The organism is Dyadobacter sp. 32, from assembly GCF_902506755.1.
In the GTDB taxonomy this organism is placed as follows: domain Bacteria; phylum Bacteroidota; class Bacteroidia; order Cytophagales; family Spirosomataceae; genus Dyadobacter.
Map to the genome: position 1 here is coordinate 2823653 of NZ_LR735258.1, position 17860 is coordinate 2841512.

Here is a 17860-nt window from a genome sequence, read left to right on the forward strand (position 1 = left end):
TCGTTTATTTATTTAAAGCACTCAGTGCAAATACCAGACCTACAAGCGAAAGAATAGAGCCCAGCAATCCGGATACCTGGCCGATTGCCTGCTGCGGTGTAATTGCCGGTGCATTCCGGACGGGAACAAATATCTCCGAGCCGGGTTTCACTTTCGGATAAATATTAAACACCATGAACCTTCTGGTACGATCTACGGACCCGTTCGGGTACTTGATGTAAGAACTTTTCCTTAACGACTTCGTCGTAAACCCGCCTGATTGCGATATATAATCAGGGAAGTTCATCCCTTTTGAATACTTCACAGTTGTTGGGTAGAGTACCTCTCCGATCACCTGTACAGTTTCCAGTCTCTTGGGAACACGGATAATATCTCCTTCCTGCACAATCAAATCTTCAAATGACCCCGGAGACTTAAGTATTTTATGAAGTTCTATGCCTACCCGCTCTTCCTTTACAATGGGTGAATCCCCTGCAACTACTCCTGCCTTTACATTGTCTTCTGCGGCTTCTACATCTTCCCGGTTAACGGGCGCGTCAATGGGCCTTACAACGGTTCTACGAAACAGCGTAGCATCCTCAGGCGACCCCAGTTCGGTTAAACCCCCTGCTCGCTTGATGATATCACTGATCTTATCATTTTTGTTGATTATCGCCCATTTTCCAGGAATTAATACCTCCCCTTCAACAAACACGGATTGCTGTACCTGATAATTAGGGGCTTTCCTCACGATTACCTGATCATAGGGCATTAGTACAAACCCACTCTCTTTGCTGTTCAGACTTAGATCCCGATTGATATTAAAAAAGTGGCTCTCCGATACTCCCGCATCGGCCTTACCCGGGATGCCATCTCTTCTCCGCCTCACGACTTCTACCTGAGAATTATATGCGGACTCCTTAAATCCTCCTGCCTGTACCAAAAGATCTTCAATGGTCATATCGGCCATGTAGGGGAATTTACCCTGATTTTCAAGCACTTTAACCCCATTTACTTCCCCTTCGATGACGACAAACGCAGGTTCTGCCATTTCAAATTTTGAAGGAATTATAACCTGATCCAGGCGGGTTAATATAAGGTCTGGCGCGACATTGTTCATAATATCTGTCAGGTTCAACGGAATACTCGTTATCGTCAGATCAGGATTGGTTCTCAATACACTTATTCTACCTACGAAAGCATCTTCACGTAATCCTTGCGCGTTCTCAATCAATTTCTTCAAACTGGGACTGGTTTCCAGGGCAAAGGGTCCGGGCCTCATCACAGCACCTTCAATGGTTACCTGATTTTCGAAACGATCCAGAATCGTCTCCACATTAATAGAGTCGCCGGTCGACATCACGAAGGCAGAAAACAAATCCTCAGGAACATCAAACATTTTTCTTTGGCTTGATGTGATGCGCTGCAGTTTTACCCTTGCACGATAAGCGCGATCGTTGAATCCCCCGGCGTATCTGATCAGATCGCCGAGCTTTTCATCAGCGGTCAATTCGTATATCCCAGGCCTTTTAACCTGGCCGGTTACCTCAACCCTTTTCAAATAAGTACCTACAATGACATTGTCATTGTCCTGAACCCGAATGTCGTTTTCAAATTTTCCATTGGTAAGAAAGTCGTAAATGTCCAGGTTAGCCACAACCTTCCCCTGCCTTACGACCCTGATGTCCCTGAATGTACCGATCTCATTCGGGCCGCCTGCCTGATAAAGCACGTTAAACGCAGTAGCCAGTGACGGAACCGTATAAGCTGCCGGATTAATAACCTCCCCCGTAACAAAAACCTTAACATCCCGTACAGTTCCCAGTGTGACCATTAATTTGGTTGGGGCAGTGGACCCGCCAGAGCCTAAAAGGCCCGGCTGAAATTTTGACAACCTGTCAATTAATATTTTTCTCACCTCTTCTATGGTTCTTCCTGCCACCGCGATATTACCGGCACTGGGTAAAGTGATAAAACCATCTTTGGTCACTATCCTTGTCCAGTTCACTTCTGCATAATTGTACAGAAAAATATTCAGCTCATCACCTGGCCCCACCACGTAATTGAAAGGGGTAGCAATCTGCAGGTTGGGTGTAGGGTCAAAAGTCTTGTTCGAAAAAATGGAGGAACCATAAATTCTGTTAAGCAATGCATTTTTCTCCTGTTGTTCGGGGCTGAGAACGCCTGTGGTCTCCGTGTTGTTTTTAGACTGGTTTCCTTCCTGTCCCTGCGCATCGGTGGTTGGCGCCTTACCCTTATCGGCACTGTTCGCTGCGTCCTGAATCTGCTGATTCGTAGGTTGGTTCGCGTTTCCCGTATTTCCAGGCGTATTCCCTCGGGGAGCGCCCTGACTATTTCCTGCCGGCTGGGCACCCGGACTCGGAGCGCCGGAAGAAGGAACTCCACCCGTTGGGGGCGCTACAACCTGAGCAAACGATGGGAACCAAACAATTGTTGAAAAAAGAAAAGATAAGAGGTAGTGATAATATTTGGAAGACTTGTTATGGTTCATATGTAGTATTATTGTACTAAAAAATCCGGTGAATGCCATCAAAGGTACTAGATACCCGTCGTTTTAGTGTGTTTTTAGTGTGTGCACTGAGAACTTAGACTTTGAATATTTAGACAAAGTAAATTAGATTTTTCCTATTTTTAAAGAATTTCTAGTAATCGGTCATCTGTTATATTTAATTGATGTGATTTTAAAGGTAACGTTTAATGCTATGAAATATTAAAAACCAAGCTGAATAATACAAACAGATAAAATTATAGTATTCAAATATGATGGAAAATGCGCCCGCTGTACAATACGATGAGGATAGTATAAAGTCACTTGACTGGAAGGAGCATATCAGATTACGGCCTGGTATGTATATAGGTAAGCTTGGAGATGGCTCTTCAATAGACGACGGAATATATGTTCTGGTAAAAGAAATCGTAGATAATTCCATCGACGAGCACATGATGGGAAATGGAAAAGTGATAGAAATACGAATTTCGGAACATAGGGTTGAGGTAAGAGATTATGGTCGTGGAATTCCCCTTGGAAAAGTGGTGGACTGTGTATCCAAAATCAACACAGGCGGTAAATACGACTCAGGCGCATTTCAGAAATCCGTGGGGCTGAATGGGGTCGGAACAAAAGCGGTGAATGCCCTCTCCAATTATTTCAAAGTTCAGTCCTTTCGGGAAGGAAGAGCCAAAACGGCCGAATTTCAACAGGGATTTCTGGTATCGGAATCCCCCGAAGAGCCGACCAATCAACGCAATGGTACACATATGGCTTTCGAGCCTGATGGGATGATCTTCAAAAATTTCAGATACATCCCGCAGTATCTGGACAATATGATCTGGAACTACTGCTATCTGAATGCCGGTCTGACCATAAATTTCAACGGCCAGAAGTTTATATCCCACAATGGCTTGCTTGATCTTCTAAAAAGCAAGTCGGATGCGGAAACCATACGGTATCCGATCATTCATCTCAAAGGTGAAGACATCGAGATTGCCATGACGCACTGTAATCAATACGGTGAGGAGTACTATTCTTTTGTAAACGGACAGTATACTACGCAGGGAGGCACACACCTTACCGCTTTCCGGGAAGCCATTGTGAGGGCTGTTCGTGAACATTTTGGCAAGGATTATGCACCCGAAGATATTCGCTCCTCCATCATCGCGGCGGTTGCCATCCGGGTTCAGGAGCCGGTTTTTGAATCACAAACCAAAACCAAGCTGGGTTCCAACACCATCACGCCCGATCCCAATAGTACAACTGTGAGAACTTTTGTAAACGACTTCATTAAAGAGAAGCTCGACAACTTTCTGCACATGAACCCCGAATCCAGGGATGCATTAAAAAAACGCATTGAGCAGTCGGAAAGAGAACGTAAGGAACTGGCCGGCATCAAAAAACTGGCCAATGACCGTGCAAAAAAGGCCAATTTACACAACAAGAAACTGAGAGACTGCCGGCTCCACCTGACCGATCTAAAAAATGAGCTTCGTTACGAAAGCACGCTCTTTATTACTGAGGGTGATTCTGCCAGTGGTTCCATAACCAAATCCAGAAATATTCAGACGCAGGCAGTTTTTAGTTTACGGGGAAAGCCTTTGAACTGTTTTGGCCTCAACAAAAAGATCGTGTACGAGAATGAAGAGTTTAATCTGCTTCAGCATGCACTGGATATCGAGAACGGTGTAGAAAATCTACGTTTTTACAAAATCGTGATTGCCACCGATGCCGATGTGGATGGTATGCACATCCGGCTTCTTCTGATGACCTTCTTCCTTCAGTTTTTCCCTGATCTGGTTCGAAATGGACACTTGTATGTTCTGGAAACACCACTGTTCCGGGTAAGAAATAAGAAGGAGACCTTTTATTGCTACAATGACGAAGAGAAAAAGGAAGCCATTTCAAAACTGGGTGGCAAACCGGAAATTACACGATTTAAAGGTTTGGGCGAAATCTCTCCCGATGAATTTGGCAAGTTTATAGGAGAAGACATGCACCTGGAACCGATCTTCCTTCAGCACGAAACCTCCATCCAGAAGCTGTTGACCTACTTTATGGGAAAAAATACTCCCGAACGTCAGCGATTCATTATTGATAATCTGAAAGTTGAAAAAAATATAGAAGAACTTGCGCTGGCCGTGTGAACAGATCAGCAAAAATTTCCAATCAAATAACCTGAATTTTGTGGAATTAAACGATTTAAGAAACAGGATTGATAAACTGGACGACCAGATGCTGACGCTCCTTAATGAGCGGATGGAGCTGGTTAAAAATATAGGTGAAGTTAAAAGAGCCTCTAAGACAATTATATACCGACCCGAGAGAGAAAAGGCAATATTAGACCGGTTGCATAAATCAAATAACGGATTGCTGACCAGAAACGCAATAGATGCCATCTTCTTTGAGATTTTTGCCGTTTCGAGAAACCTGGAATTACCAGAACGGATTGCCTACCTGGGACCGGAAGGTAGTTTCACCCATCAGGCTGCTGAGGGGCGATTTGGTGCCATGAGCGAATACCTTGTATTGCCCACCATTCATTCGGTATTTGAAAGTGTGGAGACGGGTCGTGCACGGTTTGGCGTTGTGCCCATTGAAAATAACCAGCAGGGGATCGTTGTGGAAACGGCCGATTATCTGCGCGAAAAAAACCTGACCATCGTAGCAGAAGTGTTGCTGCCTATTCATTTCACATTCTCATCGCAGTCCGACTCTCTGAAAGAAATCAAGCGGATTTATTCCAAAGATATTGCCTTCCGGCAATGTGGCAAATTCATTACGGAGTATCTCGACGGCCTTGATATTGAACTCGTGCCAGTGGAATCTACTTCAAAAGCAGCCAAACTCGCTTCTCAGGAAGTAGACTCTGCCGCAATCGGCTCTTCTATTTCCGCAAGACTTTTCGGTGTTCCTATCCTGTTTGACAACATTGAAGATAGTGATCAGAACAAAACCCGATTTTTGATACTATCAAAAGACGTGGTTAATGCTAAGAGTGGGGCAGACAAAACGACCATAATCGCTAATTTACCAAACACCAATCGTCCGGGAGTTCTTTACGAATTTCTGAAGGAATTTAATGACCGGGGTATCAACCTTACCAAAGTTGAGAGCCGACCACTTCGTGGAGAATCTGCGTTCAGATACTGGTTTTTGGTTGAATTTTTAGGTCACATAGAGGATGAAGGCGTTCATCAGATCATGGAAAAATATGGTTCGCATCTCAAATGGGTGGGAAGCTACGTGCGGATATCGTAGCTAACCACACATTAACCTCTTACCACCATCTGTAAAATAAGCCAACGGACGTATTCAGAGAGGCGACTCCCTTATCGATATAGCCATTTTTGAATGATGTGCCTGCATATTTGACCCTCACATCAGCCCCAAAGGATCCATCCCGCTTAAACAAAAATTTCGACCCCAGTCCTACCCCATAGGTGGGACTGATTTTTTGAACCGGATCGGAAAAGATACCGTAATACACGGTGTAGTCAAGAATACTCACTCCTCCACTCACATGAACGTAGGGCTGAATGGTTGCGTTTTTAGGCAGAAAATGATAATTGGCAAAAAACTGGATCGGGTACTGTGTTAATGTTCGCGTCTGGACAGCGGAGATTGTCTCCTCACCATTTTCATAAACATCCCTCGGAAGTCGTTTTTGAAAATAGGAATAACCTACTTCACCACCAACCGACACCGGTCCGCGCATGATCCATTCCATGGAGATGGAGTAATTTTCAAAAGACGTTTTATCAATGTAAGCATCCGAAAAGGAAGACAACGGCACTGCACCGGTAAGTCGTACGGTAGCAAGGTAATGCGAGTAACGCTCAAACGGGGATGGTAGTGTATATAACTTAGGCGCATCCTGAGCAAACCCCACATAGGAGGTGATCAGCAAAAACGCCAGCATACTTATTTTTTTCATCAGAAAGGTTGTTTTAGTTTTGAAGGACTTTTCGGCCCATTCAATTATTTTTAAGATAAGATGACTGCCCGAAAACCGAGTCAACCATTTGGCTAACAAATGAATCATTCCCCAAACCGCTTCCTCTGATCTGCGCATTCCATATCACTTTGATCTTGTTATTAACCGTATCAGGATTTTTCAAATCGATCATCGACATGGACCAGTAGCTCTCGCTGGTTTGGTAATACGTGTAGTAGTTGGGATAGCCATATCCATAGCCTCCTCCATAACCCCAATACGGAGATATGGGCTGGGAAACCACATTTAAGGAAGTGTTGGTTATTCTGGCAAGGTTAATGCCCACATCAGGTTTGGCCGATGCCAGCACGTATTTGTATCCCAACTTTTCCATATTGTCAATAATTCGGATCAGCATAGCCCGATCAAGGCTGGTAAGACCAGTTCCCGAATAATTGTCTTCGACTACCTGCACCGAGTCCACAACACTGAAAGTCTTGTACAACTTAAAATTGGCCTGATTATCGTGATTGGTAACAAAGATCTGTGAATCAGAATCTGAAAGCCCCGACAGCGGGTCTTTGCTGCAGGAAAAGAGGGTAGCTGATAAGCACACAACCCATAAACAAGTTTTTTTCAACATATTATTCATCTGAATATTTCTGGATATGATTATAACGAAATTTAAAATTGAATCATTTTAATTCACTTCAAACATTTCATCCTGGCACGGAGATTGTTTTTCTGCTTCTCAAAATTCATTCCACGTTACTTATTTCTGACAAGCCGAAAGATAAAAAGGTTGGAAGCTGCGGTGAGCAAAGGTATTTTCGGTGAATTTTAAATCAAAACAAGGGGTACACGGGTCTCTCCAAAAAGTAATTATGCATAAGGAGAAGCCCCTAACGCCATACTTTAATACAAAGATTGTAGATTTGCGCCCTTTATTAAGAAGATAAAACATGGAAACCAAAGAAGAGCTATTAAGGATAATAGACGTTTTAAACGATACCTACGAAAGTGAGGAGGCCTGGTACGGACCATCGGTCGTGGAAGCACTGCGTGATGTCACGCCTAAGCTGGCAGAACTTCGCCTCAGCAGCAATACCCACTCCATTGCCGAAATTGTATATCATATGACGACCTGGCGGATTTTCACCGTTAGAAAACTTCAGGGGGATGCCGAGTTTGATGTGAAGGCATTGGACAAAGACTGGAAAAAAATCCCGGTGGTTGATGAATTTGAATGGGAGGCCCTGCAAATGGAACTCAGCCTGTCTCAGGAAGAGCTCGTATCCGAATTGGAGAAGTTAGAGAATGACAGCTTTTTGGAAGATTTTGTTCCGGGGCGGGACTATTCCTATTACACGCTGATCCATGGAATTATCCAGCATGATATTTACCATGCCGGTCAAATAGGATTAATCAAGAAAGCATTAAAAAGCAAGCAGATTGAAGAAGACGACTTCGGAGCCTTTGACGACGGCAATGCACTTGGAGGTAATGACAGCGACTATTATTAATCGTTACATCACCCGCTAAAACCATAGGTAGGTGCGCATTTTCAAATTGTTTTTTAGGTCAGTACAAAAATCTCAAGGTGCTCGTAATGATTTAAAATTTCACAAGAGCCATTCAAAGAAATGCGAATGGCTTTTTTATAATTAGCTGAAATCGACCTGTATTATTCGACTGTGCCAATACGTCTATCTCACCAATGCCACGGCAGTTTAAAGTATTCCTCAGTCCGCTATATAATCGCTCAAATCTTCACACATGAAATTACTGGTAATAGAAGATGAACCTAAGTTGGCTGGCTTCTTAAAACGTGGCCTGGAAGAGCAGTCATGGGAGGTTGAACTGGCATACGACGGATTACTTGGGAAAAAAATTGCTACCAGTTACAAGTTTGACGTCATCGTGCTGGACGTAAATTTGCCAATCCTGAATGGCTATGACCTGGCAAGACAACTCCGGGCAGACGGCCTCACCACACCAATACTTTTCCTCACAGCGCTCGGCACCATTGATGACAAGCTTGACGGATTTGATGCAGGGGGAGATGACTACCTTGTAAAGCCCTTCGAATTTCGAGAGCTTATCGCCAGAATAAAAGTATTGTCGCAAAGGAATAGCAGCCGGGAGCAATCGAGCCAGGTTCTCAAACTGGCTGACCTTGAACTTAATCTGGACGAAAAAGTAGCGCGACGCGGTGGAAACCGCATCGATCTGACGGCAAAAGAATTTGCGTTGCTGGAATACCTGATGCGAAACAGGGGAAGAGTGGTGTCAAGAGTAGATATTGCAGAGCAGGTTTGGGACATTCGTTTTGATACCGGCACCAACGTGATTGATGTATACATCAATTTCCTGCGAAAGAAAGTGGATAAGGAATATCCCGTAAAATTGATCCATACGGTGGTAGGAATGGGCTACATCTTCAAAGAAGAATGAACATCAAATCACGCCTGACCATGTTGTTCACCATGCTCGTGGGCTCCATCCTGGCACTTTTTTGCTTGTCTATTTATTATTTTTACGATCAATATCGTGAAAATCAGTTCTTTAATTTCCTTAACGAACGGGTGCAGGCGATTGCACAGCTGGTAGAGGCCAGTAACCACATCAGTAAGGCAGAAATTGCAAAAATAGAAAAGGAGAACAACACGGTCCTGCTCGACGAAGAAATCACGATTTATAATGCGGCCGATTCAGCCATTTTTAACAGTGGCAGGGAAAAGTTCCGGCTTTCCAGGCAGATGCTCAGCGAAGCAAAGGGTGGAAAGGAAATCCGTATTAAACACGCGGGCAAGGAAGTCCTCATCACACGCCACATCCTCCAGGACCATCGAAAACCCTGGGTGGTCGTCGCCACCGCAAAGGACCGGCTGGGTACCAGTCAACTTCAGCGCCTGCGGGAAATTCTCGTTGTTGGGTGGCTGCTTGCCCTTATCCTGGTGGGTGTTTCGGGTTGGCAATTTGCTAATGATGCGATCAAACCCGTATCGGACATCATTGCGCAGGTCAATAATATTTCGGCAGGAAACCTGCACGAAAAGGTGTCGGTAGGCAGGGAAAAAGACGAGCTGGCCCTTTTGGCCCAAACTTTCAATCTGATGCTTAGCAGATTGGAAACCGCATTTTTAGCTCAAAAAACTTTCGTATCTCATGCCTCTCACGAACTAAGAACCCCGCTTGCCCTCATTATGAGCGAAGTAGAAGTTACGCTGATGAAAGAGCGCTCATCGACCTACTACCAGGACGCTTTGAAAGGGATTTTGGGTGAAGTGAAGGAAATGAATGAGCTGGTAAATCGATTATTGGAACTGGCTCGTACGGAGGAGCAGGCGTTTAAAGGAACATTCTCCAAAATACGTGTCGACGAAGTGCTGTGGCAAGCTCACGACTTTGTAATGCAAAAAAACGCTGGCTACAAGGTACATGTGCTTTATGGAAACATACCCGAAGACGAAAATCATTTGATGCGTTTTGGTGACGAGAGTCTGTTGCGAACTGCCTTTGTAAATCTGATGGACAATGCCTGTAAATATTCCGAAAACCATTCAGTGAATGTGTTTCTGGATATTGATAAAGATGTGATCAAAATCGCCTTCAAGGATACAGGTGTGGGCATTGAAGCAGCCGACCTGCCGTATATTTTCGACACCTTTTACAGAAGCGCCACCACCCTGAATAAAGCCGGATATGGAATTGGCCTTGCCCTTACCAAACGGATTCTTAGTATGCAGGGCGCAACAATTGAAGTAGAGTCCAAAATGGGTGTAGGCAGCACCTTTCTGCTTAAATTCTTTCCCTTTTAATGCTTTTTTAATCCCGCATTAATCCGGCTTTAACAAACCAAAAGGTGATTTGTACCATCAATCAGCGCATTTGATTGGTCAGTACAACCTTACCCTCCATTAGTCGCTTTTCCACTTTACGGTTTTGTGACTAATGGCTCAATGGATTTATCCAAAATACGACAGAACCATGCGGTTTCCTCTGGCTCACCGATTAACAATGGAATATGAAACCAGCTCTACTATTGATGAATACACCGGCGTGTGTTCGATGCATTCGTTTTAAATTCATCAAATGTGATCGCCTCTGGCAGAAAGATTAAACCAAAGAGTAACTGTAATAAGTTAAATTTGAGTTAGGTGAGTAGTAAGAAAAAAAGTGGCCTCTGATTTTCGGAGACCACTTTTTTGTCTTTATGATTGCTGGCTATTTCCCCCTTCCCCCTCTGCATATGGGTTCCTTTTTTCTGTTTCAATTCTGAAACTGGGCAACGATTCAGGATACTTTTCCCGGATGAATGTGATCATTTCCTCCCGAACCAGACAGCGGAGATCAAAGGCTTGTGATGAACTTCGTGCAGACATAATAGCTCGCACAACCATAAATTGTGCCTGCGTATCCGTTACCTGTAAGGCCCACGAATTGCCATCCCACAAAGGAGTGTTATTCAATATCTCCTCCAGTTTCTCACGAAGTTGGGGCAGAGGGGCAAAATAATTCAAATGAAAAATAGCGGATCCAATCAGATTACTCTCATTTCGGGTCCAGTTTTGAAACGGTTTTTCGACAAAATAGGTGATGGGCAATACAAGACGACGCAGATCCCAAATATTGACGACCACGTATGTCAGATTGATTTCCTCAATCCTCCCCCACTCGCCTTCCACAATCACCACATCATCAATTTTGATGGGTTGCGTAAACGCGATCTGAACGCCTGCCAACAGATTGGCCAGGGACTTTTGTGCAGCAAAACCCACGATCACACTGGCGATCCCTGCCGACGTAAGAATACCCACCCCGTATTGGCGGACACTGTCGAAGCTCAGCAACAAAATAGAAACCCCGATGAGAATAATCAGGATGATAATTATCCTTTTTATAAACTTAATTTTCGTAAACAGCCTCCTTGCGTGACTGTTATCGGGGTTTTGAAAATCAAGATCCTCTATCAGCACTTTTTCGATGATGATAACAATCCGTACAAGCAACCAGGTAGAGGCCGCTATGAGTAGCGTTTTACTGATTCCGTGTGTCCAGGAATACTGAGGGTTCGCATAGGAATAAGCCCTTGTTACCAACGTAATGAAAACCAGGGGCACAAAATAGTGAAGGACATTCGTCAGGTTCTGACTGATCGATTTCAATATTTTCCACTTCCCCTTCCGGGCCGTAAGCCTGATGACCCTTTTCAGGAAAATGCTCATCGCAAGCCCCAGCATGGCGGCAAGCAATATAATCAGCCAGGGAGAATTTTTTAAGTCCAGAAATTCAGGGAACGTGATCATCTCAATTTTGATCAGTCAACCTGGCAACAATCATACCTGTATGTTTTGGAACGGAGGAAACATACTCAGCCAGGGGAACGTGAGAAAGAATCACCTTTTTCAAGCCCAGGGAGGCATGTAGAAGATAAGCACGATTACCTATTTTGGTGATAATGCCCATGTGGTTTACATCCAGCCCTTCCACAGAGGAAGTAAAGGCAACAATGTCACCATCGTGAAGCATGGGTTCTGCTTTCTGGATATCTGACTTCGGAATATACGAATGATCTCTCTCATTTATTTTACTTTCCTGTTCCCTTACCTTCTCCCATACATCAATCACTGCCAGCGCAGGGTACAGCTTGGCATGATTGGTCATAAAATTAATTTCTTTGACATAAGGGATTCCACCAATTTTGGCAGTAATATCCGTCAATCTACCCCTCTTCTCATTTTCATACAACCAGTCCAGCACATAATGCAGCCTGGATGCGTAGCCATCCACAACACCGTCACGGTACCTCAATTTGGTTAACTCAGATTTAAAACCCTCATAACTCTGGTTCTCTACTTTTGCCACAGCAAGTGATATCGAACTCTCTACCAGGGTGGTGCAATCAAGCCCATCGAATTTACATACAAGCCTTTCGGTTGGGTTTCCTTCCAGTGTCCCAGCCACATACGGCTGACCTAGGAATGATTCACCCATGCGCAGTACCTGAGTACCTATATCACCACTTGCAGGAAGATCCATCTTTTGGGTAAATATCCGTTGATTGGCAGACTGGCCCAGGGAAGGCAGTGAAACAGTTAATAGTAATATATATATCAATATCCGTTGCATTCTATTCTTTCCTTTCGTTAAGTACGCGCTAATTTAAATTCCATCACCTGGCTGTGCAAAGGCTAGGATCGAAAACCTAATGCTTTCCGGCAAATTTATAGGACTTTTGATACAAAAGCTAAATCCCCAGGCCTAATCCACTTACCCAATGCCTGAGTGCCCACGGGTTACGTGCCTTATTCTCTGTTCAAAAAAATGTATGCATGGATGCTTTTGACTAAAGAAAGCAGTGCCATACTTTTTTAATCCCTACTTGCTAACAATTTCGAAAACAAAAACAGAAACCGGCGGCAGATAAAGGGGTATACCCGTTGAGAATATGCCGGTTGCTTCCTGTGTGGCGACTGGTTCCAGCAGTGGGAACACCGGCTTGAGCACGTATTGCTCGGGTTCGCCAAGCTGCAGGGTATGGTTCCAAAGCCCTTCCGGAACGCTCACACTGGTATGAAAACCGCTCTCCCTGTCAAAATTATAAATAAAGAGTAGCTGCTGGTCAGCGGTGTAACGCATGTAGCTGTACAACCGGGATTTGTCGTAGTTGGGGCTTTGTCCATTGTCATTCACATATTGCAGATCATAAAATTCACCGGCAAATACGGCCTCATTGGTGGTAATAAAATGATTCAAACGCTCATAAAATTGACGCAGCTGTTTTTGATTTTCAGTAAGTCCGGCTCCATCAAACTTCCCCTCGTTGATCCAGCCCTGGATTTCTGTTACGCCCCAATAGTCAAAAATGGTAGTCCGGCCATCATCACCCTGAAAACCTTCGCCCAATGCCGCACTTACACCCACCTCCTGGCCAAAGTAAATCATAAAAGGCCCCCTTTGCATGGTAGCACTCAATGTGATTTCAGGCACCGCCTTCCAGGGATCACCGGCAAAAAAGGGTGACGCAATACGCTGCTCGTCATGATTTTCTAGAAATCGGAGCATATTATCCGAAATATCACCTGATTCCTGTTGCCACAGACGCGTGATCTCCTCCGCGGTTCCATGTCCCTCAATCAGCTTCCGAAGCGAATTGTACAGACCTACCTTATCGTAGAGATAAGTGAACTTCCCTTCCTTTACATAGCTGTGGTATAGATACGGGTTGTATATTTCTGCGATAAAAATGATCTCAGGGTTTATTTTTTGAATCATGGGAATAACCCAACCCCAAAACGCTACCGGCACCATCTCCGCCATGTCACACCGGAAACCATCCACACCTTTACCAGTCCAGTAGGCCAGGATATCGTACATTTTGGTCCAGGTGGAAGGAATCGGGTCAAAATGCGTAACGCCGGAATTGAGATAATCAATCCCATAATTCAGTTTGATTGTCTCGTACCAGTCATATTGGCTTGGCTGGGCCCTGAACACGTCATTGCCCGTTGCTTTGGCAGGTCTCTCGAAATAGGGAGCAACCGTCGGAATTGGCGATTTATGACCTTCAGGAACCACAAAGTCGTGATCCGGGATATAATAAAAGTTATTTGCCGGGGCAAATCCGACCGAGACGTCGTCATCTTCACCAAAATCGCGCACACCAGCGGGTCGGGCATCTGAGTTATACTGACGGGCTACATGGTTGGGAATAAAATCTATAATCGCTTTTAGATTTTCATTGTGTGTACGCGCAATAAGCGCTTCAAATTCCTGCATCCGTTGGGCAACATCCACGGCCAGATCCGGATCCACGTCATAATAGTCCTTAACGGCATAGGGCGATCCGGCAATACCTTTTACAATTAACGGATGATCGTTCGAGATTCCATAGCTGCTGTAATCTGTCAACGTTGCATGCTCAATAATACCCGTATACCACACATGGCTAATACCAAATTCCTTTAATGCTTTTAAGGCAACATCCGTAATGTCGTTAAACTTTCCGGATCCGTTTTCTTCTATGGTTCCATAAAACTTGTTGGTTGTATTCTGATTACCGAACAGGCGTGTAAAAACTTGGTACACAACCAATTTATCCTTGTTTTCAGCAGGCATATTTTTATGTTTTTTTTAGAATCTGCACTTCGTATGGTACAGTAAAAATGGAGGTTGATAGACAGTCGCGGTCTAATTATAACCATTTAAGCAGCACATGAGCCCCTTTTTTACTATTTTGCAAGATATTAAATTTCAAATGATATGCCGACAATCCAAGCTTGCCTTTTTGATCTCGACGGAGTAATTGTGGATACTGCCAAATACCATTATCAGGCCTGGAGAAAGCTTGCCAACGACCTGGGATTTGATTTAAGCCTGGAACAAAACGAGTTACTGAAAGGCATAAGCCGAATGGAATCTTTGGATATAATTCTTTCAATCGGAAAAGTAAGTCTTACCGAGGAGCAAAAGATCAGCTATGCCACTGAAAAGAACACACTTTATCTGGAACTCTGCCAACAAATGACTCCGGACGATACGCTTCCGGGCGTCAGACCGTTTCTGGAAGAACTCAAAGCGTCATCGATCCGTATAGGTTTAGGCTCGGCCAGTAAAAACGCCCGGGTAATACTCGAACGAATTGATATGCTGTCCTACTTCGAAACCATCGTCGACGGCAACCGGATCACCAAAGGCAAACCGGATCCGGAGGTTTTTTTGATCGGAGCAAATGATTTGAATGCAGATCATGCACAATGTGTGGTATTTGAAGATGCAGTGGCGGGCATTCAGGCAGCGAAGGCCGCGGGCATGTTTGCGGTAGGTATCGGCGAAGCGTCCGTGCTCACAGAAGCAGATATTGTTGTTGAGGGTTTCAAGAATTTCTCATTGCAAAACCTCCTAAACGCCGAGATGTGATTGCCTAACATAGGTTGCCCTTAAACGGTAATTTTAACATGAGCAATTCGAAATTAAAAACTAAAAAAAGTACAAAACTGAATATTCGTCCATATCGTGTGTTTAGTGAAGAGTTCAAACGCGAAAAGGTAGCGCAAATTTCGGCTGGTGAGATCAGCATTCTGTCTTTTTCTAAATTGTGGTCAGTAAGCCAGAATACCGTATACAAATGGATTTATAAATATTCTCCTGATCACAAAAAGGGAACTATCATGGTTGTACAAAAAGATAGCGAAGCTGTTAAACTTGTTGAGTTGCAGGGTAAAATTGCTGAATTGGAACGTGCAATTGGTCAAAAACAAATGATTATCGATTATCAGGATAAGCTCATTGAGATCGCCTCTAAGGAACTGGATGTCGATCTAAAAAAAAGTTTCAATCCTGGACCTTAGAGCACTTTCGTATGAATTTAAGTAACCACATGTATTCGATGAGCGGCTTGTATACTCATTGCCAGATCAGTAAGCAAGGGCACTATAAGTCCTTGCAGCGAGAGATTCACTGGCAAAACCAGGAAGAGCTGGTATTAGGGCTGATCATGCAGGTACGCGAGATTCACCCAGCTATGGGTATTCGAACTATCTATGAACTTTGTCAGCCCGAAGGTATTGGCAGAGATGCTTTCATCAGTATCGGCATTTACTATGGATTCAGGGTGAAAGTGTTTCGGAACAAAACCCGAACAACCTTTTCCAGTCCATACAGCCGTTACCAGAACCTGCTGGTAGATAAAGAGCTTGATAATATTAATCAACTGTGGACTAGCGATTTAACGTACTTTAAAGTCGACAATAAAGACTGTTATATTGTTTTAATCATGGATGTGTATTCCAGATTGATTGTCGGTTATTCTGTTGCAGATAACATGAGAGCTGCAAACAATGTCGCCGCTCTGAAAATGGCTCTGACTATAAGGGGTTTACACAGCTATGAGCACAAACTGATACACCACTCGGATCGGGGGGGACAATACATCAGCGACGTCTACACTGATCTACTGAAAGAGCACAAAATTCGTATCAGCATGTGCAACATTGTCTATGAAAACGCGCATATAGAACGGGTCAACGGAACCATCAAAAATCAGTATCTGATTCATTGGAATATTACAAGCTTTCAAATGCTAAAAACAGAAGTTAAACGAGCTGTTGAGACTTATAACAACCAAAAACCGCATTCAGCCCTAGACGGTGCTACACCGATCGCGTTTGAACAAAAAATCAAAGAACGTAAAGACTCTGAAAGGCCTAAACTCAAAATCTGGACTGCATCAGAATCTAAAAATCACAATCCAGATCAATGTATAATTCAATTTTAAACTTTATTCATAATTTTAAACTGAAGGCAACCTATACTAGGCAATCACAAGAACTAACCATTCTCCATTCTCCATTCTCCATTAATAATTCTCCATTGTCGCCCCCACCCCGGCTCATTCTCCATTAATAATCCTCCCTCTCGGATGAAACTCCGTAATCACCTGGCGCAGATAATCGCGGTCGAGGTGTGTATAAATCTCGGTGGTGGTAATGGATTCGTGACCTAGCATTTCCTGCACAGCCCGCAGGCTGGCACCACCCTCAATCAGGTGGGTGGCAAATGAATGACGAAAAGTATGCGGACTTACATTTTTGTCAATACCCGCTTTTTCGGTCGCTTCCTTGATAATCAGAAATATCATGACTCGGGTCAATTGTTTGCCACGACGGTTCAAAAACAAAATGTCTTCGGATTCCTTGCTGACTGCCATGTGATTGCGAACATGCTCAATATATAGCATCGTATACTTTATGGCCTCCTTCCCTATCGGCACCAGGCGCACCTTATCCCCTTTCCCCAGCACCCTTATAAAACCAATGTCGAAATAACAATGTGTAAGCTGCAGGCCCGTAAGCTCCGACACCCGCAGACCACAGCTGTAAAGAACCTCAATCATGGCACGGTTTCGCGTCCCTTCGGGTGTGGAATGATCAATTGCCGCAATCAACAGCTCTATTTCTTCATAGGACAATACATCCGGAAGCTTGCGAGGCAAACGCGGAGATTCAATAAGCTCGGTGGGGTCCTCGTTGATTTCGTTTTCGAGCAGCAGGTATTTATAAAACGATTTGATTCCCGAAAGCATTCGTGCCTGCGTGTGCGCAGCCAGTCCAAGCTCCGATATGTATTTCAGAAACGCCAGTAAATGCTCCTCCTTTACTTCAACAGGGGAAACATGGATCTGTTCAATTTCGAGAAATTCAGCAAGCTTCTCGGTATCACGGACGTATGCCTGCACAGAATGATCAGAAAATGAACGTTCCAGGCGCAGATAATTTTTAAAATGTTTGATGTAGCTTTGCCACATAAAAATGCTGAATAACGAGGAAATAATACCAGCGCTGCCTCGCCAATATGAAACGGGTAGAGGTATCGCGAGCCAATGGTCGTACAATATTAAAAACTAATACGCATACCAACGTTTTTGTTTT

General features: G+C 44.0%; 15 protein-coding genes. 8 read left to right on the forward strand and 7 right to left on the reverse strand.

Annotated features, from left to right (window positions below; genetic code table 11):
- Positions 1-4 precede the first annotated feature (4 nt).
- A complete protein-coding gene (locus DYADSP32_RS11375; protein WP_149242617.1) occupies positions 5-2491 on the reverse strand; it encodes an SLBB domain-containing protein in 2487 nt (828 codons plus the stop codon).
- A 269-nt stretch (positions 2492-2760) separates the two neighbouring features.
- On the opposite strand from DYADSP32_RS11375, the gene DYADSP32_RS11380 reads away from it, so the two are divergent.
- Together DYADSP32_RS11380 and pheA are read left to right on the forward strand one after the other, a co-directional pair.
- Positions 2761-4638 (forward strand): DNA topoisomerase IV subunit B, encoded by a 1878-nt coding sequence (locus tag DYADSP32_RS11380; protein ID WP_414617695.1) that lies wholly within the window; start codon positions 2761-2763, stop codon positions 4636-4638.
- 40 nt (positions 4639-4678) lie between these two features.
- Positions 4679-5752 (forward strand): prephenate dehydratase, encoded by a 1074-nt coding sequence (pheA, locus tag DYADSP32_RS11385; RefSeq protein ID WP_149242616.1) that lies wholly within the window; start codon positions 4679-4681, stop codon positions 5750-5752.
- A 19-nt stretch (positions 5753-5771) separates the two neighbouring features.
- Here the strand turns inward: pheA and DYADSP32_RS11390 are convergent, their stop codons facing one another.
- The gene (locus tag DYADSP32_RS11390) at positions 5772-6428 is read right to left on the reverse strand and encodes a hypothetical protein (protein ID WP_149242615.1); all 657 of its coding nucleotides are present in this window, start codon (positions 6426-6428) and stop codon (positions 5772-5774) included.
- A 40-nt stretch (positions 6429-6468) separates the two neighbouring features.
- Complete coding sequence (locus DYADSP32_RS11395; RefSeq protein ID WP_414617696.1) at positions 6469-7044, reverse strand: DUF4136 domain-containing protein; 576 nt, start codon at positions 7042-7044, stop codon at positions 6469-6471.
- A gap of 346 nt (positions 7045-7390) precedes the next feature.
- Between DYADSP32_RS11395 and DYADSP32_RS11400 the strand changes: the two genes are divergently transcribed.
- The 3 genes from DYADSP32_RS11400 to DYADSP32_RS11410 all read left to right on the forward strand — a co-directional run bounded on the left by DYADSP32_RS11400 (position 7391) and on the right by DYADSP32_RS11410 (position 10249).
- Positions 7391-7951, forward strand: coding sequence for a DinB family protein (locus DYADSP32_RS11400; RefSeq protein ID WP_149242613.1), 561 nt, complete (start codon positions 7391-7393; stop codon positions 7949-7951).
- A 253-nt stretch (positions 7952-8204) separates the two neighbouring features.
- The gene (locus DYADSP32_RS11405; protein ID WP_149242612.1) at positions 8205-8882 is read left to right on the forward strand and encodes a response regulator transcription factor; all 678 of its coding nucleotides are present in this window, start codon (positions 8205-8207) and stop codon (positions 8880-8882) included.
- Positions 8879-10249, forward strand: coding sequence for a sensor histidine kinase (locus DYADSP32_RS11410; protein ID WP_149242611.1), 1371 nt, complete (start codon positions 8879-8881; stop codon positions 10247-10249). The genes DYADSP32_RS11405 and DYADSP32_RS11410 overlap by 4 nt, the downstream gene beginning before the upstream one ends.
- A 393-nt stretch (positions 10250-10642) precedes the next feature.
- On the opposite strand, the gene DYADSP32_RS11415 is transcribed toward DYADSP32_RS11410, so the two are convergent.
- From DYADSP32_RS11415 to DYADSP32_RS11425, 3 genes are all read right to left on the reverse strand, one after another.
- Positions 10643-11737, reverse strand: a complete 1095-nt coding sequence (locus DYADSP32_RS11415; protein ID WP_414617697.1) for a mechanosensitive ion channel family protein — start codon at positions 11735-11737, stop codon at positions 10643-10645.
- Position 11738: 1 nt separating this feature from the next.
- On the reverse strand, positions 11739-12560 hold the full coding sequence (locus DYADSP32_RS11420; RefSeq protein WP_149242610.1) for an N-acetylmuramoyl-L-alanine amidase-like domain-containing protein: 822 nt from the start codon (positions 12558-12560) through the stop codon (positions 11739-11741).
- A gap of 249 nt (positions 12561-12809) precedes the next feature.
- Positions 12810-14549 (reverse strand): alpha-amylase family protein, encoded by a 1740-nt coding sequence (locus DYADSP32_RS11425; protein WP_149242609.1) that lies wholly within the window; start codon positions 14547-14549, stop codon positions 12810-12812.
- 144 nt (positions 14550-14693) lie between these two features.
- Here DYADSP32_RS11425 and pgmB point away from each other — a divergent pair, with 144 nt between their 5' ends.
- From pgmB to DYADSP32_RS11440, 3 genes are read left to right on the forward strand one after another with little or no spacing between them, the layout of a single operon-like run.
- Positions 14694-15350 (forward strand): beta-phosphoglucomutase, encoded by a 657-nt coding sequence (gene pgmB / locus DYADSP32_RS11430; RefSeq protein ID WP_149242608.1) that lies wholly within the window; start codon positions 14694-14696, stop codon positions 15348-15350.
- Between the two features lie 38 nt (positions 15351-15388).
- On the forward strand, positions 15389-15781 hold the full coding sequence (locus DYADSP32_RS11435; RefSeq protein WP_149239641.1) for a transposase: 393 nt from the start codon (positions 15389-15391) through the stop codon (positions 15779-15781).
- 11 nt (positions 15782-15792) lie between these two features.
- Positions 15793-16707, forward strand: coding sequence for an IS3 family transposase (locus DYADSP32_RS11440; protein WP_149240058.1), 915 nt, complete (start codon positions 15793-15795; stop codon positions 16705-16707).
- Between the two features lie 114 nt (positions 16708-16821).
- On the opposite strand, the gene xerD is transcribed toward DYADSP32_RS11440, so the two are convergent.
- The gene (gene xerD, locus DYADSP32_RS11445; protein WP_149242607.1) at positions 16822-17736 is read right to left on the reverse strand and encodes a site-specific tyrosine recombinase XerD; all 915 of its coding nucleotides are present in this window, start codon (positions 17734-17736) and stop codon (positions 16822-16824) included.
- Positions 17737-17860 lie beyond the last annotated feature (124 nt).